The sequence below is a fragment of the Enterobacter roggenkampii genome (genome assembly GCF_001729805.1).
GTDB lineage: Bacteria > Pseudomonadota > Gammaproteobacteria > Enterobacterales > Enterobacteriaceae > Enterobacter > Enterobacter roggenkampii.
Window position 1 is genome coordinate 2,938,955 of the sequence record NZ_CP017184.1, and the last position, 19,203, is coordinate 2,958,157.

15 protein-coding genes are annotated in these 19,203 nt (G+C 59.2%); 10 read left to right on the forward strand and 5 right to left on the reverse strand.

Annotated elements, in window-relative coordinates; all coding sequences use genetic code 11:
* Positions 1-549: 549 nt before the first annotated feature.
* Both BFV67_RS13870 and fumA read left to right on the forward strand, forming a co-directional pair.
* On the forward strand, positions 550-2,058 hold the full coding sequence (locus tag BFV67_RS13870; RefSeq protein WP_008500292.1) for an anion permease: 1,509 nt from the start codon (positions 550-552) through the stop codon (positions 2,056-2,058).
* A 55-nt stretch (positions 2,059-2,113) separates the two neighbouring features.
* Complete coding sequence (gene fumA / locus BFV67_RS13875; protein WP_069598501.1) at positions 2,114-3,763, forward strand: class I fumarate hydratase FumA; 1,650 nt, start codon at positions 2,114-2,116, stop codon at positions 3,761-3,763.
* Here fumA and BFV67_RS13880 read toward each other — a convergent pair.
* A complete protein-coding gene (locus tag BFV67_RS13880; RefSeq protein WP_069598502.1) occupies positions 3,752-4,645 on the reverse strand; it encodes a LysR family transcriptional regulator in 894 nt (297 codons plus the stop codon). The two genes, fumA and BFV67_RS13880, sit on opposite strands and share 12 nt — an antisense overlap.
* Positions 4,646-4,751: 106 nt before the next feature.
* Here BFV67_RS13880 and BFV67_RS13885 point away from each other — a divergent pair, with 106 nt between their 5' ends.
* From BFV67_RS13885 to BFV67_RS13895, 3 genes are all read left to right on the forward strand, one after another.
* Positions 4,752-6,050 carry a serine hydrolase domain-containing protein gene (locus BFV67_RS13885; RefSeq protein ID WP_069598503.1) on the forward strand — a complete coding sequence of 433 codons (1,299 nt, stop codon included), beginning with the start codon at positions 4,752-4,754 and terminating at the stop codon, positions 6,048-6,050.
* A gap of 280 nt (positions 6,051-6,330) precedes the next feature.
* Positions 6,331-7,644 (forward strand): MFS transporter, encoded by a 1,314-nt coding sequence (gene tcuC, locus BFV67_RS13890; RefSeq protein ID WP_069598504.1) that lies wholly within the window; start codon positions 6,331-6,333, stop codon positions 7,642-7,644.
* The gene (locus BFV67_RS13895) at positions 7,641-8,429 is read left to right on the forward strand and encodes a substrate-binding domain-containing protein (RefSeq protein ID WP_032652594.1); all 789 of its coding nucleotides are present in this window, start codon (positions 7,641-7,643) and stop codon (positions 8,427-8,429) included. Before tcuC ends, BFV67_RS13895 begins: the two co-directional genes overlap by 4 nt.
* Here BFV67_RS13895 and psrA read toward each other — a convergent pair.
* The 3 genes from psrA to BFV67_RS23400 all read right to left on the reverse strand — a co-directional run bounded on the left by psrA (position 8,404) and on the right by BFV67_RS23400 (position 11,070).
* Complete coding sequence (gene psrA, locus BFV67_RS13900) at positions 8,404-9,303, reverse strand: L-proline-binding transcription factor PsrA (protein WP_025913330.1); 900 nt, start codon at positions 9,301-9,303, stop codon at positions 8,404-8,406. The genes BFV67_RS13895 and psrA overlap by 26 nt on opposite strands.
* A gap of 94 nt (positions 9,304-9,397) precedes the next feature.
* Positions 9,398-10,927, reverse strand: coding sequence for a cryptochrome/photolyase family protein (locus tag BFV67_RS13905; protein WP_157888819.1), 1,530 nt, complete (start codon positions 10,925-10,927; stop codon positions 9,398-9,400).
* On the reverse strand, positions 10,924-11,070 hold the full coding sequence (locus BFV67_RS23400; RefSeq protein ID WP_071530926.1) for a DUF2256 domain-containing protein: 147 nt from the start codon (positions 11,068-11,070) through the stop codon (positions 10,924-10,926). Before BFV67_RS23400 ends, BFV67_RS13905 begins: the two co-directional genes overlap by 4 nt.
* 216 nt (positions 11,071-11,286) lie before the next feature.
* Here BFV67_RS23400 and mtfA point away from each other — a divergent pair, with 216 nt between their 5' ends.
* Positions 11,287-12,084, forward strand: a complete 798-nt coding sequence (gene mtfA / locus BFV67_RS13910) for a DgsA anti-repressor MtfA (protein ID WP_069598506.1) — start codon at positions 11,287-11,289, stop codon at positions 12,082-12,084.
* Here mtfA and BFV67_RS13915 read toward each other — a convergent pair.
* Complete coding sequence (locus tag BFV67_RS13915; protein ID WP_069598507.1) at positions 12,081-13,292, reverse strand: MFS transporter; 1,212 nt, start codon at positions 13,290-13,292, stop codon at positions 12,081-12,083. The two genes, mtfA and BFV67_RS13915, sit on opposite strands and share 4 nt — an antisense overlap.
* 138 nt (positions 13,293-13,430) lie before the next feature.
* On the opposite strand from BFV67_RS13915, the gene BFV67_RS13920 reads away from it, so the two are divergent.
* From BFV67_RS13920 to BFV67_RS13935, 4 genes are read left to right on the forward strand one after another with little or no spacing between them, the layout of a single operon-like run.
* Entirely contained in the window at positions 13,431-15,173 is a 1,743-nt protein-coding gene (locus BFV67_RS13920; protein ID WP_069598508.1) for an IucA/IucC family protein, read from the forward strand.
* A complete protein-coding gene (locus BFV67_RS13925; protein ID WP_039266691.1) occupies positions 15,173-16,120 on the forward strand; it encodes a GNAT family N-acetyltransferase in 948 nt (315 codons plus the stop codon). Before BFV67_RS13920 ends, BFV67_RS13925 begins: the two co-directional genes overlap by 1 nt.
* Positions 16,117-17,859 carry an IucA/IucC family protein gene (iucC, locus tag BFV67_RS13930; RefSeq protein WP_069598509.1) on the forward strand — a complete coding sequence of 581 codons (1,743 nt, stop codon included), beginning with the start codon at positions 16,117-16,119 and terminating at the stop codon, positions 17,857-17,859. The genes BFV67_RS13925 and iucC overlap by 4 nt, the downstream gene beginning before the upstream one ends.
* A complete protein-coding gene (locus tag BFV67_RS13935) occupies positions 17,856-19,181 on the forward strand; it encodes a lysine N(6)-hydroxylase/L-ornithine N(5)-oxygenase family protein (protein WP_069598510.1) in 1,326 nt (441 codons plus the stop codon). The genes iucC and BFV67_RS13935 overlap by 4 nt, the downstream gene beginning before the upstream one ends.
* Positions 19,182-19,203 lie beyond the last annotated feature (22 nt).

Below are 19,203 nucleotides of genomic sequence, written 5' to 3' on the forward strand. Positions count from 1 at the left end.
TCGTTATTTGCCGATGTCATGATATTAATATAATGATTTTTTTAGTTTCTAAAGCTATTACGTTAGTTAAAAAACTATTTAATCCCTGCAATAACACAATTAACACATTGGTGTTAGCGAATGTCATTTAGCCATTCACAATAATTTAAAATTCGTTAAATAATGATTGGTAAAACCACTTCTCCAAAACACCAAAAACACCAAACAAAACAAAGACATATAAAATCACAGAAAATAAAAATGTTACCAAAATGATAAAATAAACCAATAAAAAAGGGAATACCCACATACGCCAGAGTGGTTATTAATAAAAGCATAAAAATAACGCTGCAATTCTATTTTTTTGATCGCGATCAATAGTTATGGCATCCAAAAGCGCAATATAAAAACATCATCAATTTTTAATTTAGCGCCTCCACAAAAGCGTTAAATTGCTATTACTGAAAATACAAAATCGCACCTTTAATAACTAAAAAAAGCAAAGAAACTTAAGAAAGTGATTTTGTTTTTCAGTACGACCGAATCTTTGACAACTTAAGACGTGAAACTATGAATACAAAAACTGCTGTAACGCCCCCTGTGGCGAACCAGGCATCAAATGGAAACGCAAAACGTCTGCTGATGATGGCACTGCCCGTCATCGTCGCCGTACTGCTGCTGTTTGTTCCGGTACCGGAAGGCCTGCCTCCTTACGCGTGGCACTATTTCGCTATCTTCGTTGGCGTGATCGTCGGTTTGATCTTCGAACCGCTGCCGGGCGCGGTGATCGGTCTCACCGGCGTAGTCGCCATTGCGCTGTGCAGCCAGTGGGTGCTGTTCAGCCCGGAACAGCTGGCTGATCCGAAATTCAAGCTGGCGGGCGCCTCCTTTAAATGGGCGGTGAGCGGGTTTGGTAACTCTACCGTCTGGCTGATTTTCGGTGCCTTTATGTTCGCCGCAGGCTATGACAAAACCCGCTTCGGCCGCCGTCTGGCGCTGATTCTGGTGAAATACCTCGGCCGTCGCAGCCTGACGCTCGGTTACGCGATTACGTTTGCTGACCTGCTGCTGGCACCGTTCACCCCGTCCAACACCGCGCGCAGCGGCGGGACCATCTACCCGATCATCGCTAACCTGCCGCCGCTGTACGGTTCAAAACCGAACGACCCAAGCGCGCGTAAGATTGGTTCGTATCTGATGTGGGTGGCGATCACCGCGGCCTGTATCACCAGCTCAATGTTCCTCTCCGCACTTGCGCCGAACCTGCTGGCCCTGGCGCTGGTGAAAAGTACGGTTGGAATCGATATCTCCTGGGGGACCTGGTTCCTCGCCTTCCTGCCGCTGGGTATCCTGCTGATTCTGGCCATGCCGCTGCTGGCCTACTGGTTCTACCCGCCTGAAGTGAAGGTAAACAACGAAGTGCCGCTGTGGGCGACCCGTGAACTGGAAAAACTGGGCAAACTGTCCCGCAATGAAATCCTGCTGCTGGTGTTCGTGTGCTGTGCGCTGCTGATGTGGATCTTTGCCGCCGCGTGGATTGAACCGGCTATGGCTGCCCTGCTCATCGTCGGCCTGATGCTGTGGACCGGCGTGCTGGAGTGGAACGACATCACCGGTAATAAAGCCGCGTGGAACACCTTCGTCTGGTTCGCCACCCTGGTGGCGCTGGCAGATGGCCTCTCCTCTACCGGCTTTATCAGCTGGTTAGGTAAAGAAGGTGGTCTGCTGATGAGCGGTATCTCTCCGGGCGTAGCGACCATCGTGCTGCTGCTGGCGTTCTACCTGCTGCACTACCTGTTTGCCAGCACCACCGCGCACACCACGGCGCTGCTGCCAGCGATGCTGACCATCGCCTCCACCATCCCGGGCATGAATATGGAAGTGTTCGTTCTGCTGATGGTGACCTCGCTGGGCGTGATGGGGATCATCACCCCGTACGGCACTGGCCCAAGCCCGATCTACTACGGTAGCGGCTACCTGCCAACCAAAGACTACTGGCGCCTCGGCACTATCTTCGGTGCCATCTTCCTGGCGGCCCTGCTGCTGATTGGCTATCCGTGGATGTCCATGATGTTCTGATTCCTGACCGCCGGACTTCTCCTCCGGCGGTTTTATTTTTTTGGAGCAATACGCTATGTCAAACAAACCATTTATCTACCAGAACCCCTTCCCGCTTTCGCACGACGACACCGAATACTATCTGCTGACCAAAGAGCACGTTTCCGTTGCCGAGTTCGAAGGCCAGGAAGTGCTGAAAGTGGAGCCGGAAGCGCTGACGCTGCTGGCACAGCAGGCGTTCCACGACGCCGCATTTATGCTGCGTCCTTCCCATCAGAAGCAGGTCGCCGCCATTCTTAACGACCCGGAAGCGAGCCAGAACGATAAGTACGTTGCCCTGCAGTTCCTGCGCAACTCCGAAATCGCCGCTAAAGGCGTGCTGCCAACCTGCCAGGATACCGGCACGGCGATCATCATGGGTAAAAAAGGCCAGCACGTCTGGACCGGCGGCGGTGACGAAGCGGCCCTGAGTCAGGGGGTGTACAACACCTACATTGAAGACAACCTGCGCTACTCCCAGAACGCGGCGCTGGATATGTATAAAGAGGTGAACACCGGCACCAACCTGCCGGCGCAGATTGACCTCTACAGCGTTGACGGCGATGAGTACAAATTCCTGTGCATGGCAAAAGGCGGCGGCTCTGCCAACAAAACCTATCTCTACCAGGAAACCAAAGCGCTGATCACCCCGGCGAAGCTGAAAAACTATCTGGTTGAGAAGATGCGCACTCTCGGTACCGCGGCCTGCCCGCCGTACCACATTGCCTTTGTTATCGGCGGAACCTCGGCGGAAGCCACGCTGAAAACCGTGAAGCTGGCTTCCACGCGCTACTACGACGCGCTGCCAACGGAAGGCAACGAACACGGCCAGGCGTTCCGCGATGTTCAGCTCGAACAGGAGCTGCTCCAGGAAGCACAGAACCTCGGCCTCGGCGCGCAGTTTGGCGGTAAATACTTCGCCCACGACATCCGCGTGATCCGCCTGCCGCGCCACGGCGCCTCCTGCCCTATCGGCATGGGGGTCTCCTGCTCCGCGGACCGCAACATCAAAGCGAAAATCAACCGCGACGGGATCTGGATTGAGAAGCTGGAGCATAACCCGGGCCAGTACATTCCTGAATCACTGCGCCAGCAGGGTGAAGGCGACGTGGTCAGCATCGATCTGAACAAGCCGATGAATGAGATCCTGGCGCAGCTTTCCGCGCACCCGGTCTCTACCCGCCTGTCGCTGAACGGGACCATCATCGTGGCGCGCGACATCGCCCACGCGAAGCTGAAAGAGCTAATCGACAACGGTGAGGAACTGCCGCAGTACGTCAAAGATCACCCGATCTACTACGCGGGCCCGGCCAAAACGCCGGAAGGCTACGCGTCTGGCTCCCTCGGCCCAACCACGGCAGGGCGCATGGATTCGTACGTAGACCTACTGCAGTCCCACGGCGCGAGCATGATCATGCTGGCGAAAGGCAACCGCAGCCAGCAGGTGACGGACGCCTGCCATAAGCACGGCGGCTTCTACCTGGGCAGCATCGGCGGCCCGGCGGCGGTGCTGGCGCAAAACAGCATCAAGAGCCTGGAGTGCGTGGCGTATCCTGAGCTGGGCATGGAAGCTATCTGGAAGATCGAGGTCGAGAACTTCCCGGCGTTTATCCTGGTGGATGACAAAGGCAACGATTTCTTCCAGCAGATCCAGAACCAGCAGTGTAAAGGCTGTTCACAGCGCTGAGTGCTTCCATACGTCCGGCAAGAGCGACAGCGTTTCAGCGATCGTGCTGCGCTTGTCGCTTCCCGGCTTCCAGATGGTGACCATCGTCTGACCAATCCCCTGGCTGCCCACTTCGGTGTGCAGCCTTTTTACGTTTTGCCACTGCCCGGCGTGAAAATGCGTCGGTAAGAATCCCCAGCCGCAGCCGCGCTCAAGCAAACCGCGCAGCATCTCCGGTTCATTGGTAAAGAGGGTATGCCCGGAAATCTGCAGGCGGCGCGCCACCGGCTCGTCCGAAGCGGGGTGCATGACGAGCTGGGGCACCAGGGAGAGATCGAGCAGCGACAGAGGGCAAGAACGGTCAGCAAACAGCCCGCTGGCGGCATAAAAATCCATCTCGATGGCCCCCAGGGCACGCCACTCCATGTCGTTGCCCACGCTGCGGTTGCGCGCCTGGCAGATGGCCAGATCCGCGTCGTTATTCGCCAGCAGCCGTTCCGATTCATCCCGCGAGGCGCAGATAAGGCTCAGGCGGATTTTTCGCACCGCCATTTCAGCAATCACCCCGTGCAGAAAGGCTCTGGGCGTAAAAGGATCGTAGACCAGCGTCAGGTCCTGCGTGGCACCGTGCGGCACCTCTCTGGCAAACGCCTCAAAGGCTTTTACCTGCCGCATCAGCAGGTGCGCCTGGCGCTGAAGCTGCTCCCCTTCGGGCGTGAGCCGCAGGGTGCGGCCGTCGCGAATAAACAGCGCGTAGCCTAACCCATCCTCAAGAAAATCAACCAGATCGCGAAGCGTCGTTCGGTCCTTCTTCAGCGCCACCGCGGCTTTACTCAGGCTCCCGTTCTCGGCCACGGCGGTAAATGCCTCGAGCTGTGCAAAAGAGTAAATCAGTCCCGCCACGCTACGCTCCTTCTGTTTTTTGGGGGGATTTTCCCCCGCTACGCGTTTTTTATTATAGCCCCGGGGTTTTTAAACTGAAGCCGTTCTTAACCTGTAAGAGACGGATATGAAAAACAGAAAAGTAAACCATGCCCTGCTGGCGGGCCTTGTCTTCAGCACCCTGCTCTCCCCTGCGGCAGTGGCGGCCTGTAAAGGCACCGACCTCAGCGCCTGCCCTGCCCCCTTCGACACCACGCTGCCTGACACCCATAAGATGCTCACCTGGAGTCAGGCCGATCGCGTGGTGGGCTTTCGCAATGACTACCGCAACTACACCGGGGATGTTTTCCGCCACGGTAACGCTGTGCCGCTGGAAATGTCGGACAAGCCGCTCACGGACGCACACTATCAGGTCAACGGCAGGCGCTACGGCCTTAAGGACTACCTCCAGCGGCAGAACGTCAGCGGCATGCTGGTGCTGAAGGACGGCAAAATCGCCTGGAAGTATCTTGGAGAGGGCAATACCGACTCGACGCTCTGGACCTCGCGCTCGGTTGGGAAATCGGTGGTATCGGCGCTGGTGGGCGTGGCCCTCAAAGAGGGAAAAATTCACTCGCTCGACGACCTGGTCACGCGGTATGAACCCGACCTGAAAGGCACCGCGTGGGACGGCGTGACGCTCAGACAGCTGATCACCCATACCTCCGGCGTGGCCTGGAACGAGGATTACACCAACCCTAAATCCGACTTTGCGCAGCTCACCGAGTGCGAGGCGAAGCCGGGTACCTATGACTGCGTGCGCAAGCTGGTGAAGGGGCTGCGCAGGGCGCACCCGGCCGGAGAGAACTGGTCTTACTCTTCGGGCGGCGCCTGGCTGCTGGGTGACGTGCTGGAGCGGGCCACCGGCATGACGCTCGCAGCCTATCTGGAGAAAAGCATCTGGCAGCCTTACGGCATGGCGAGCGACGGCGTGTGGCATGCCTACAGCAAAGGCCAGCATGACGTCGGCGCGCACGGCTTTAACGCCACGCTGGAGGACTGGGGACGCTTCGGGCAATTTATCCTGAACAACGGTACGCTGCCGAACGGTAAGACCATCCTGCCGGAAAACTGGATCCGGCAGTCGTCAGGCTGGACGAAGGCCAAAGGCTCGGTCTCTGACGCCCATCCCGAAGGGCTTTACGGCTATCAGTGGTGGAACAACGAAGTGCCCGCCAACGCCGCGGGCGTAGAGCCGACGGCCCAGGATTCGCTGAAAGGTTCACTCTGGGCGCTGGGCATTTTCGGGCAGATGATTATGGTGAACCCGAAGGAAAATCTGGTCATCGTCCAGTGGTCTACCTGGCCGCAGGCGGAACCGTCCTTCAGCGCCCAGCCGCTGGAAGCCTCTCTGATGTTTAGCGCGATTGCCAGGGCGCTGCGCTAAATGGCCTCCGCCGGGTAACGACGCGGTTACCCGGCTCATTCTGAAACGCGCCTCTGCGCTACATCACAAAATCGCAATATCAGAGACTTACAGAATGATGGTGAATAAAAAGCCAACATTTTGTTAAGTTATTGTTGCCATTAATTGTATTTATTCGCCGGATTATATTCATGCAAGAAATGCATCAGTCGATGCGGCATTTGCGCTTATCTAATTCCTCATCCTGATCCAGTTTTCAGAAACAGACGCGTAAAACGTCAACAATAAACTGGAGATAACCATGTTTTCCTCAACCTCACCTGCAACCGTACGTTCGAAGGCGGGCGCGATACTTCGCGTCACGTCCGGCAACTTTCTTGAGCAATTCGATTTCTTTCTGTTCGGCTTCTATGCCACCTACATCGCCCACACGTTCTTCCCGGCGAGCAGTGAATTTGCGTCGCTGATGATGACCTTTGCCGTCTTCGGCGCGGGCTTTTTGATGCGTCCAATCGGCGCCATCGTGCTGGGGGCTTATATTGACAAGGTTGGCCGCCGCAAAGGGCTAATAGTGACGCTTTCCATTATGGCGGCAGGCACCTTCCTGATCGTGCTGATCCCGTCTTATCAAAGTATTGGGCTTTGGGCGCCGCTGCTGGTGCTGACGGGCCGTCTGCTGCAGGGCTTTTCCGCCGGCGCGGAGCTTGGGGGCGTGTCGGTCTATCTCGCGGAAATCGCCACGCCGGGCCGCAAGGGCTTTTACACCAGCTGGCAGTCCGGTAGCCAGCAGGTCGCCATTATGGTCGCCGCCGCAATGGGCTTTGCGCTGAACGCGGTGCTGGAAGAGAGCGCCATCCGCGAATGGGGCTGGCGCATCCCGTTCCTGTTCGGCTGTTTAATCGTGCCGTTTATCTTTTTCCTGCGCCGCAAGCTGGAGGAGACGGAAGAGTTCAGCGCGCGTCGTCAGCACCTGGAGATGCGCCAGGTCTTTAAAACGCTGCTCGCGAACTGGCAGGTAGTGGTCGCGGGCATGCTGATGGTGGCGATGACCACCACGGCCTTTTATCTGATCACCGTTTATGCGCCCACCTTTGGTAAAAAGGTGCTGATGCTGAGCGCGTCGGACAGCCTGCTGGTTACGCTGCTGGTGGCGATCTCTAACTTCGTCTGGCTGCCGGTGGGCGGTGCCCTGTCGGACCGTTTTGGCCGCAAGCCGGTGCTGATTGCCATGACCCTGCTGGCGCTGGCGACCAGCTACCCGGCCCTGACGCTGCTGGCGAACGCGCCCAGCTTCTCGATGATGCTGAGCGTGCTGCTGTGGCTCTCCTTCCTCTACGGCCTCTATAACGGCGCGATGATCCCGGCGCTGACGGAAATTATGCCTGCTGAAGTCCGCGTAGCAGGGTTCTCTCTGGCTTACAGCCTGGCAACGGCGGTGTTCGGTGGCTTTACCCCGGTGATGTCCACCGCGCTGATTGAATACACCGGTGACAAAGCCTCGCCGGGCTACTGGATGAGCTTCGCTGCGGTATGTGCCCTGCTGGCAACGCTCTACCTCTACCGCCGTCGTGCGATGTCGCTGCAAAATACCGTCAAGTCACAGGGGGCCGCATGAAACGCACGTCTCGCTATACCACCAGCGCGCTGGTGCTGACGTTCCTGAGCGTCAATGCCTTTGCCCAGGACGTGAAGGTGATGATCTCAGGCGGTTTTAAAGCCGCCCTTGAAAAGCTGGCCCCGGAATATGAACAACGGACCGGGGATAAAATTGTGATCATCCCCGGTCCCTCAATGGGCAATACGCCGCAGGCGATCCCAAACCGACTGGCGCGCGGCGAGAAGGCCGACGTGGTGATTATGGTGGGCGATGCGCTGGAGAAGCTCGAAAAGGCCAGTCAGACCCGGCCGGGTTCGCGAACGGAACTTGCGGACTCTCCCGTTGGCATGGTGGTAAAAAAAGGAGCGGATATACCGGACATCAGCAGCGACGCGAAACTGCGTGAAACGCTGCTGCAGGCCAGCTCCATCGCCTACTCTGACAGCGCCAGCGGCAGGTACGTCAGCCAGGGGCTGTTCAAAAAGCTGGGCATTGAAAAGGAGGTCGCCGATAAAGCGACAATGGTCGAGCGCATTCCGGTCGCCTCAGAAGTGGCAAAAGGAAAATACGCCGTCGGTTTCCAGCAGGTTAGCGAGCTGTTGCCGGTTCAGGGCGTCACCTTTGTCGGGAAAATCCCTGACAATGTGCAATACATCACGCGCTTCGCGGGTGCGGTCACTCGTCACGCTGAACATCCTGACGAGGGGAAAGCGCTGTTGACCTATCTCGCCTCACCGCCCTCACGCGCCGTCATCGAGAAGACGGGGATGATCCCCGTTACGTCCGGCGATACTGCTCGGTGATCTGCTTTTCCAGTTCAGCCGCAATGTAAGACTGGATGCGCCCCCGGCGCCGGATAAGCCCAACGGTGCGTTTCACTTCCGGCGCCACCAGCGGCAGATGCGTCAACAGCGTGTGCTCAGAGGTCGGCATTGACATGGCGGGAACGGCAGCGATGCCAATCCCCGCCTCTACCATACCGAGCATCGTGGTGACGTGACGCGTTTCGCAGACGCTGGGGCGCCCGGGAACTATATCCCCCAGCATCCGATCGAGCAGGTTACGGTTACCTGACGTTTTATCGAGGGAGATATAATCCTGCTGGTAAAACGCCTGCCACGTCAGGTGACTCTTCTGCGCCACGGGGTGATCCTTTCGGCACGCAGCGACGTAGACATCCTCCACCAGCGGGAAAAACTCGATTTCAGACGGCAGGTTTCCTGCGAAGCAGATGCCGAAATCCGCCTGGCTGCGGGCCACGGCGTCAATCACATTCCCCGCGCTGCTGTCGATGAGCTTGATGCGAACGCGCGGATAGCGAGACTGAAAACGCCGGATCACGTCAGGCATAAAGTAACAGGCCGCGGAAGGGACCGCGGCAACCGCGATCAGCCCCGTCCGCTCTTCGCTGGCCTTATCGACATCCGCCAGCATTGACTCCACGCTGTCGAGCAGCTGCGCGGAGCGCTCGGCAAAGTTTTGTCCGTAGAGCGTCAGCGCCACGCGGCGGGTGGTGCGATCGAACAGCCTGTTTCCCAGCGCGGCTTCCAGCTTTTCAATCCTGCGGCTCAGCGCCGACTGGGATAAGCAGATAGATTCAGCAGCGACACGGAAGTTACCGTATTCCACTAACGCTCTGAAAGCATAAAGATCGTTAAGGTCAAAATTCACGGGCATGGCGTCTGGATGTCCTGTCAGGGAATACGCAACAAAGTCAAAAATAATAGCGTCTTATTGACCTGCCGCAACCGGCCAGGCGTTGAAATGCCGATCAGAGGTCGTTGAGATGCAGGCGGACGTACCCGGCGCGGTCGGCAATGGCCTGCCGCTCCTCTTCCGTCATGTCCGCAAGCTGTTTAAAGACAATGCCCAGGCGGGGATTGTTACCGAGACGCGCCTGATTGCGCGCAAAGAAGTCCCAGTAAAGGGCATTGAAGGGGCAGGCCTGCTCTCCGGTACGCTGGTTGTGCTGATACCGGCACCCCTGACAGTAATTACTCATCTTATGAATATATGACGCGCTTGAGACGTAGGGCTTACTGGCCAGCAACCCGCCATCGCCAAACTGGCTCATGCCGAGGGTATTGGGCAGCTCCACCCACTCAAAGGCGTCAATATAGACGCCCAGATACCATTCATGAACCGCCTGCGGCGACAGGCCGCTGAGCAGGCTAAAGTTTCCAATGACCATCAGGCGCTGGATATGGTGGGCGTAAGCCTCGGTGAGCGACTGCCCAACGGCATGCGCCAGGCAGCGCATCTGCGTCTTGCCCGTCCAGAACCAGTCCGGCAGCGGGGCGTGCTGGTCTAAGGCATTCAGTTCCCGATAGCCGGGCATCTGCGACCAGTAGATCCCGCGCACATACTCCCGCCAGCCGAGAATTTGCCGGATAAACCCTTCGACGGCAGGCAGCGGCGCGTGGCCCAAACGCCACGCCTGCTGGGCGGCAGCAACCACTTCCCGCGGATTAAGCATCTTTGTGTTCAGCGCAAATGAAATTAACGAATGGAAAAGAAAAGGTTCCTCCGTGTGCATCGCGTCCTGCCAGTTTCCAAACTGCGGGAGCACGTGCGTGATAAATTCATCCAGCCTGGCTTTGGCTTCAGAACGGTTGAGCGGCCAGCGAAAATTGTCGGCCTGCGGTTCGCCGAAGGTCTTTACGCCGCAGCGTTGGATCTCCGCCCATAAGGCGGAACGATAGTGGCAAGGACGCGCGTCCCCCGGCGCGGGAGGCTCGCCGGACCAGCGCTTGCGGTTTTCAGCATCGAAATTCCATTTCCCCCCTTCCGGCTCGCCTGCTGACGTCAACAGGACGCCGTGCCGACGGCGCATTTCCCGGTAAAAGTATTCCATTCGCCAGCTTTTGCGCGACGCAAAAAACGCGCTGACCTGTTCCCGAGTGGTGAAGAAATGCTCGCTGCTGACGCAGGCCGTTTCAACGGAGACCGTCTTCGCCCACGCCTGCAGCTGCGCATCAAGACGCCATTCGTCGGGCTCCTGCCATATCACCCTGCCCGCGCCGTAATGCGCGACAAGCGCGTTGAGATTGTCTTCCAGCGCGCCGCGGTTTGAGTCATCAGAGAGCCGGACATACCTCACCCGATGCCCCTTCTCCTTTAATGCAGAGGCAAACGCGCGCATGGCGGCGAAGATAGCGATAACTTTCTGGGCGTGATGAAGCACATAGGCGGTTTCTGCCCGGAGTTCCAGCATCACGTAAATGATGTTCGGACTGCAGGTATCAAACCAGCTGTGATGCGGATTAAGCTGATCGCCCAGGATCAGACGTAGCTCGGTCAACGGTGGCTCCTGCGACAGCGCTCAGAACAGTATTTAACCTCATTCCAGCATTTCGCCCATTTCTTGCGCCACGTCATGGGCCGCTGGCAGTGCACGCACAGTCGACTGGGCAGGTCCTGCTTGTTACCTTTGAAATCGCTCATCTTTTCAATACCGTACTGATTTATTCACGCCACCTGCGGATAAAGGCTACGACAGACTTCACAAAATGAAGGTGATGCCCGCAAACCGCTACCCACCGCTACGTACGAAATGATAGTTTATTCAGGCTGGATTTGTCGCAGCAGGCGATATTCTGGCATCTTAACCGAATCTGACTTTCCCATTTTTGTTCAAGTGACGAGTTTGCGAGCAAAGCGATGATAAAGTGGCCCTGGAAAACGAATGAGGCTGGCCGGGATGTGGCGCTGCCATGGGATGACGCCCTGACGATCCCTGTTCTGGCTAATCTAAACCCGGATGAACAATCGAAACTGGTTCAGCTGGCGGATCGTTTTTTACAGCAAAAGCGCCTGGTGCCGCTGCAGGGGTTTGAACTCGATCCCCTGAAAAACGCCCGCATCGCGCTGCTTTTCTGTCTGCCGGTGCTTGAACTCGGCATTGAGTGGCTGGACGGTTTCCACGAAGTGCTTATCTATCCCGCGCCGTTCGTGGTGGATGACGAATGGCAGGACGATATTGGGCTGGTGCATAATCAGCGCGTGGTGCAGTCCGGACAAAGCTGGCAGCAAGGGCCGATTATCCTCAACTGGCTCGATATTCAGGACTCGTTCGACGCCTCCGGTTTTAATCTGGTTATCCATGAGGTGGCACACAAGCTGGACACCCGCAACGGCGATCGCGCCAGCGGAGTACCGCTGATCCCGCTTCGCGAAGTGGCGGGCTGGGAGCACGACCTGCACGCGGCGATGGATAACATCCAGGATGAAATAGACCTGGTGGGCGAAAGCGCGGCCAGCATTGACGCCTATGCGGCAACCGACCCGGCTGAGTGCTTTGCGGTGCTCTCCGAGTACTTCTTCAGCGCGCCCGAGCTCTTCGCGCCCCGTTTCCCGGCCCTCTGGCAACGTTTCTGCCAGTTTTATCAGCAGGATCCGCTACAGCGCCTGCGGCAGAATGAGGCGACCGGCGGGCATTCGTCCCGCCAGGTCCATTAAGCTTTTTCAGCAGGGGTACGCTCGGTTGACCATACCCCTATGCTCAGGGCTAAAAACAGCAATGCCATTCCCCACGCGGCCACCGTTAAAGACTGCTCCCCGTAAAAGCGCGTCACGACCGGCACCATCAGCGCGCTGACGCCGTAGCCTAACGTGTGGCTGGTGGCGATGACGCCCGCCCCTTTCCCCGTGGTTAGCCGATCGTTCAGCAGCAGCTGGTAGCCCGGCGTGGCCATCGCCGCCCCGAGTGACGTGATAACAATCCCCACGTAGAACAGCGCTAAACCGGCGACAGCCATCAGCCCAAGCCCGGCCACCATCAGCACCGCCGCGATGCAGAGCAATGTCACCGGGCTGAAATGCTGAGGGCGGACCACCAGAAACTGTGCCGCGAGTGTGGCCAGCGCGGCCAGGCTCAGCAGAAGCGCGACATGATGGCTGATCTCCCGGGCGTTACCGTCCAGCAACGGGCTAAGATGCGGTGACAGGCCAATCTGCATCAGGCTCACCAGCGCCGCCAGCAGCAGCGCCAGCAGCAGGAAAGGAAGCATAGAGGCCTGCAGGCGGGTTGTCTGGTGGGCTACCGGCGGCAGCGGCGGGTCAGCGACTTCGCGAAGCACCAGCAGCAGAGCGATAAGCGGCGCAACCGCCATCAGCCAGAGCGGCGCCACCGGATTAACGCTGAGCATCAGCGCCGCCAGCGGCGGGCCGAGCAAACGCCCGCAGCTGAGGCCGGAGCTTATCGTCGCCAGCGCCGCCATTCTTTTCTCCAGCCCCGCACGCTGAATCGCCCACGTCTGGGCCGCAGGCACCAGCCCCGAGACCGTCAGTCCGTAGAGCAGGCGCGAGAAAATAAGCCCCGCCAGCCCCCAGACCGTATCCAGCCTTCCGGCCGCCATCCCCCAGACCACCAGCGCCATCACGACGAAACTCGCCAGATAGCCGCTTAGCGAGGCCAGCATGACGGACTTACACCCCTTTCGCTCGCTCTGACGCCCCCACCAGGGCGAGGCCGGTAAAAAGAGCATCGATCCGAACATCAACAGCCCGGCCCAGATAGAGAGTGACAGCCCGGTCAGGGTGACCAGCTGCGGGAGCATCACCAGCAAGCCGTTTTGCCCGATGCCCAGTAACCCCGCAGATAGCGCCAGGGGCCAGTTAGCTTTTGAAGTAACGTTTTCCGTCAAGGTTTCAGAGTCAGCGCGCATAAGAATGTGAACATAGTGTCAATAAATGTGTGGAAATTATGAAGTTTATGAAAACAAATATTGCAAAAATGGTTGCGAGTGTAAACAGAATGAATATCATAACGAGAATTATTATCAATCATGGAATGAGGTACATCTATGCGTGCTCTGCTCCGCGCCGCCGGTACAGACGTTGCAGCCCAGTGCTTTTTAAACGCCCTGTTGCGTGAAACGAAGGACTGGCGCTATCTCCCCGCTACCGATGCGGATGCGCTATCTGAGATCCATATCCCGCTTTCCCAAACCCAGGCGCTTCGGGTGCCGGTACGCTATTTCTCACCCACCCAGCATCATCAGTACCGTTTCCCGGCAACGCTGATTCAGAGCAACAGCGACAGGGGTGACGCCGTCACTTTCCCTCAACTGGTTGATTTAATTCTTGAAAAACCGTCCGTAAAAGGCTCGCTGGATGCCGATACGCTGGCGCGTTTTAAGCAGCGCGTTCTCGAAAGCCATGCCCACACCTGGCAGGCGATTGATTTACGCCACAGTTGGGCAACCCTGCGCGATAAGCCGCTGACGTTTTCCGAAGCGGAACAGGCGCTGCTGGTCGGCCATGCGTTTCACCCGGCACCGAAGTCCCACGAGCCGTTCAACGAAGCCGAGGCGCGCCGCTATTTGCCCGATTTCGCCTCCCGCTTCCCGCTGCGCTGGTTTGCCGTTGAAAGCACGCTCGTTGCCGGCGACAGCCTGAACGTCTCCCTGCGTGAGCGTCTGCTGCGCTTTGCGGCCCAGAGCGCGCCCGAACTGCTCGGCCACTTTACCGACACCCGCTGGCTGCTGCCGATGCACCCGTGGCAGGCCGACTATCTGCTGGAGCAGGACTGGTGCCAGCGTCTGGTGGAAAACGGTTCGTTGCAGGACCTGGGTGAAGCGGGCGCACAGTGGCTGCCCACCAGCTCCTCCCGCTCGCTGTACAGCGAGACCAACAGCGACATGATTAAGTTCTCCCTCAGCGTGCGCCTGACCAACTCCGTGCGCACGCTGTCGGTGAAAGAGGTAAAGCGCGGCATGCGCCTGGCGCGTCTGGCAAAAACGGAACGCTGGCAGGAACTACAGGCACGCTACCCGACCATGCGCGTGATGCAGGAAGACGGCTGGGCGGGACTGCGTGACGAAAGCGGCACTATTCAGGAAGAGAGCCTCATGGCCCTGCGCGTCAATCTGTTGTTCGATACGCCAGACACCCAGACCAACGTGCTGGTGAGCCTGACGCAGGCCGCGCCGGACGGCGGTGACAGCCTGCTCGCCGCGGCGGTGCGCCGTCTGAGCCAGCGTCTGGATCTCCCGCTCGCCCAGGCCGCCCGCTGCTGGCTGGACGCCTACTGCGACCGCGTGTTACTTCCGCTGTTCAGCGCCGAGGCGGACTACGGTCTGGTCCTGCTGGCGCACCAGCAAAATATCCTCGTTGAGATGCAGCAGGATTTCCCGGTCGGGCTGATCTACCGCGACTGCCAGGGCAGCGCGTGGACCGAAAGCGCTGACACGTGGCTGAAAGAAGCTGGCGAAACTGAGGTGGAAAACCGCTTCGGCGAGAGCCAGCTGCTGCGCTACTTCCCTTACTACCTGCTGCTGAACTCTACCCTTGCCGTCACCGCCGCCCTCGCCGCCGCCGGTTTCGACAGCGAAGAGAGCCTGATGTCCCGGGTGCGCGACGCGCTGGCAGAACTGCGCCGCACGGCGAAGCAGACCCGCTGCCTCGACTACGTGCTCGACAGCCCGACCTGGAACTGCAAAGGCAACTTCCTCTGCTACCTGCACGATCGCAATGAAAACACCATCGCCGATCCGGCGGTGATCTATTTCGACTTTAGCAACCCGTTCTACAAGGAGAAGGCGTGATGGCTATCGCGAATATAGTCCATTCCGGCTACGGCTTTCACTGCACCGCAACGGATCGCGCCCTGCCGCTGGCGTTGGGTCTCGACGGCAGCGCGGTGCTGGAGCGTCTGAAGGGGATCCCGGACGGCTGGCTGGTGGAAGCCCTGGATCAGCTGTTTGTGGCCGCCCCCGCGCTGACCGGCATTACGTTGCCGTGGGCGGACTGGCAGGATGAACCCCAGGCGCAGGCGCTGTTTGGCCTGGCCCACGGTGATTATCTGGCGCGCGACGCCTTCTGGCAGCTGCCGCTGTGGCTGAAGGGCGAACGCCCGCAGGCGAGCGGCGGAATGCAGTTTGACGAGAGCCGTCAACTGTACTTCCCGCTGCGCCCTCGCCGCCCGCAGGGTGAGGTGTATCGCCGTTACGATCCGCAAATTAAGCGTACCCTCAGCTTCCGCGTGGCCGACGTGGCGCTGGACGGCGAGCGTTTTACCCGCTGGATGAATAACCCGCGCGTGAACGCCTTCTGGGAGATGGCGGGCCCGCAGGCCGAGCAGGAAAACTACCTGCGCCGTCAGCTCGACTCGACCTACTGCTACCCGGTTATTGGCTGCTTCGACGATCAACCGTTTGGCTATTTTGAACTCTACTGGGCACCGGAAGACCGCATTGGCCGCCACTACCGCTGGCAGCCGTTTGACCGCGGGCTGCACATGCTGGTGGGGGAAGAGAACTGGCGCGGCGCGCAGTACATCCGCAGCTGGCTGCGCGGTCTGAGCCACTACCTGTATCTCGATGAACCGCGCACCGCGCGCATCGTGGCCGAGCCGCGCTTCGACAACCAGCGCCTGTTCCGTCACCTTTCCTCTGCCGGTTTTGACACGGTGAAAGAGTTCGACTTCCCGCATAAACGCTCGCGCCTCATTATGAGCCAGCGTCACCGGTTCTTCAGCGAGGTGGGCCTGTGAACGCGCTCTGGGAAAAAGTGAACCGCGAGATGGTGGCGAAGATCCTCGCCGAGCTGGAATACGAGCGCACCCTGCGTGCCGAGCCGCTTTCGTCGGACGCCTGGCGCATCACCATGGGCAACGAGTCCTGGCAGTTTTGCGCCACGCGCGGGATCTGGGGCTGGTTGCATATCGACCCGGACAGCCTGACCACCGCCAGCGGCGATGCCGTCGAAGCGGAAAGCGCGCTGCTGCAGCTGGCGACGGTGCTGGAGATGAGCGACGCGCAAACGGCAGAGCACATGGAGGACCTCTACGCCACGCTGCGCGGCGACATGCAGCTGCTGCAGGCGCGTGACGCGCTGGATGCGGACGCGCTGATCCACCTCGATCCGGACGAATTACAGTGCCTGATGCGCGGTCACCCGAAGTTTATTTTCAACAAAGGTCGCCGCGGCTGGGGGCTGGACGCGCTGCGCCAGTACGCACCGGAGTACCGCGGACGTTTTCGTCTGCACTGGGTTGCCGTTCAGCGAGAGCATCTGGTCTGGAGCAGCGACGCCGATTGCGATATCAGCGCCCTGCTGGCGAGCGCCATGGACAACGCCGAGCGCGCCCGCTTTGACGCCCGCTGGCAGGCGCTGGGCCTCGACGAGAGCTGGCTGCCGGTGCCGCTGCACCCGTGGCAGTGGCAGCAGAAGATCGCCATTCATTTCCTGCCGCAGCTGGCGCGCGGTGAGATGGTTGAGCTGGGCGAGTTTGGCGATGAGTACCTGGCGCAGCAGTCTCTGCGCACGCTCACCAACGCCAGCCGTCGTGCGCCGTTTGACATTAAGCTTCCGCTGACGATCTACAACACCTCCTGCTATCGCGGTATTCCGGGCAAATACATTGCCGCCGGGCCGCTGGCCTCGCGCTGGCTGCAGCAGCAGTTTGCCACCGACGCCACGCTTGCCCGCTCTGGCGCACAGGTGCTTGGCGAACCCGCCGCCGGATACCTGTCGCATCCGGGCTACGCGGCGCTGCCGAAAGCGCCCTACCGCTATCAGGAGATGCTGGGGGTGATCTGGCGCGAAAACCCGTCCTGCTATCTGCAGGAGGGCGAACAGGCGGTGCTGCTGGCGGCGCTGATGGAAACCGACAACGCCGGACGCCCGCTGATTGACGCGTGGATCAGCCGTTCCGGGCTAAGCGCCGACGCGTGGCTGGAAAAGCTGTTTGAGGCAACGGTGATCCCGTTCTATCACCTGCTCTGCCGCTACGGCGTGGCGCTGATTGCCCACGGCCAGAACGTGACGCTGGTGATGAAAGACTCTATCCCGCAGCGCATCCTGCTGAAGGATTTCCAGGGCGATATGCGCCTGGTGGACGAGGATTTCCCGCAGGCGCAGAGCCTGCCGGAGCAGGTAAAAGCGGTGACGGCGCGCCTGAGCGCGGATTACATCATCCACGACCTGCAAACCGGCAACTTCGTGACGGTGCTGCGCTTTATTTCGCGCCTGACCCTGCAAAGCGGCGTGAGCGAAAACCGCTTCTATCAGATCCTCGCCGGCGTTCTGCACCGCTATATGGCCGCGCACCCCGAGCTTGCCGAGCGCTTTGCGAAATTCGATCTGTTTAAGCCGCAGATTATTCGCGTGATCCTCAACCCGGTCAAACTGACCTTCTCCGAACACGACGGCGGCAGCCGCATGCTGCCGAACTACGTCACCGACCTTGATAACCCTCTTTTTCTGGCCTCCCGGGAGTCCGCGCAATGAAAACCTATGATTTCATCGGCATTGGTATCGGCCCGTTTAACCTTAGCATCGCCGCCCTCGCAGAAGGGCTGGACGGCTTTAGCTCGCTGTTTCTTGAGCGCAAACCGCACTTTTCCTGGCACCCGGGGATGATGGTGCCGGACTGCCACATGCAGACCAGCTTCCTGAAGGATCTGGTCAGCGCCGTGGAGCCGACCAACCGCCACAGCTTCCTGAACTACCTGGTGCAGCGCAAAAAGTTCTACCGCTTCCTGACCACCGAGCAGCGCACCGTTTCACGGGAGGAGTTTGCCGATTACCTGTGCTGGGCGGCGGACAACCTCACCAACCTCGCCTTCAGCCAGCAGGTACAACAGGTGAGCTTTGATGAGAAAAGCGGCCTGTTTGAGGTAGTGACCCAGCGCGATCGCTTCCTGGCGCGCCACGTCTGCGTGGGGATCGGTAAGCAGATTAACCTGCCGGACTGCGTCACGACGCAGGACGATAGCTGCTTCCACGCCAGCGAGATGATGCTGCGCACGCCGGATCTCGCGGGCAAGCGCGTTACCATCGTCGGCGGCGGCCAGAGCGGTGCCGACCTGTTCCTGAATATTTTCCGTGGCGAATGGGGCCAGCCGCTGAGCCTGAACTGGGTCTCGCGCCGCAACAACTACAACGCGCTGGATGAAGCCGCCTTTGCTAACGAGTATTTCACGCCGGAGTACGTGGACAGCTTCTCCACGCTCGGTGAAGAGGCGCGTCGTCAGATGCTGCACGAGCAGAAGATGACCTCCGACGGCATCACCACCGAGTCCCTGCTGGCGATTTACCGCGCCATGTACCACCGCTTTGAAGTGCTGCGTGAAAAACCCTGGGCGCACCTGATGCCGTCCCGCTCGGTGACGTCCCTGACGCGCCTGGAAAACGGACAGCGTCTGAGCATACAGCACCATCTCGACGGCGGCCGTGAGCAGCTGGAGAGTGACGTTGTGATCTTCGCCACCGGCTATCGCGCCGTGCAGCCTGCGTTCCTGGCGCCGCTGTCTCACCGCCTGCATCTGGATACGGACGAAGCCTTCTGCATCAACAACGATTTCACCCTCGAATGGGACGGCCCGCAGAGTAACCGCCTGTTTGCCGTGAATGCCGGGATGCACCGTCTCGGCATTGCCGAACCCCAGCTCAGCCTGATGGCCTGGCGCGCGGCGCGAATTTTGAATCGCGCGCACGCCGACGAGCCGTTTGAGCTGGCTACCACCCCCGGCGTTATCCACTGGCGAAGCACCACCAGCCCGGAGAACAGCCAGGTTTTTAAATCATTAGCAAAAACCACCGAGTACTGACACACACAATCAGGGTCAACAT

Bases quoted from the DNA above. Each gene is read 5' to 3' on its own strand.
- BFV67_RS13935 (WP_069598510.1), top strand. From the start codon at position 17,856: ATGAAAACCTATGATTTCATCGGCATTGGTATCGGCCCGTTTAACCTT.
- BFV67_RS13920 (WP_069598508.1), top strand. From the start codon at position 13,431: ATGCGTGCTCTGCTCCGCGCCGCCGGTACAGACGTTGCAGCCCAGTGC.
- mtfA (WP_069598506.1), top strand. From the start codon at position 11,287: ATGATAAAGTGGCCCTGGAAAACGAATGAGGCTGGCCGGGATGTGGCG.
- tcuC (WP_069598504.1), top strand. From the start codon at position 6,331: ATGTTTTCCTCAACCTCACCTGCAACCGTACGTTCGAAGGCGGGCGCG.
- BFV67_RS13915 (WP_069598507.1), bottom strand. From the start codon at position 13,292: ATGCGCGCTGACTCTGAAACCTTGACGGAAAACGTTACTTCAAAAGCT.
- BFV67_RS13885 (WP_069598503.1), top strand. From the start codon at position 4,752: ATGAAAAACAGAAAAGTAAACCATGCCCTGCTGGCGGGCCTTGTCTTC.
- BFV67_RS23400 (WP_071530926.1), bottom strand. From the start codon at position 11,070: ATGAGCGATTTCAAAGGTAACAAGCAGGACCTGCCCAGTCGACTGTGC.
- psrA (WP_025913330.1), bottom strand. From the start codon at position 9,303: ATGCCCGTGAATTTTGACCTTAACGATCTTTATGCTTTCAGAGCGTTA.
- BFV67_RS13870 (WP_008500292.1), top strand. From the start codon at position 550: ATGAATACAAAAACTGCTGTAACGCCCCCTGTGGCGAACCAGGCATCA.
- fumA (WP_069598501.1), top strand. From the start codon at position 2,114: ATGTCAAACAAACCATTTATCTACCAGAACCCCTTCCCGCTTTCGCAC.
- BFV67_RS13925 (WP_039266691.1), top strand. From the start codon at position 15,173: ATGGCTATCGCGAATATAGTCCATTCCGGCTACGGCTTTCACTGCACC.
- BFV67_RS13895 (WP_032652594.1), top strand. From the start codon at position 7,641: ATGAAACGCACGTCTCGCTATACCACCAGCGCGCTGGTGCTGACGTTC.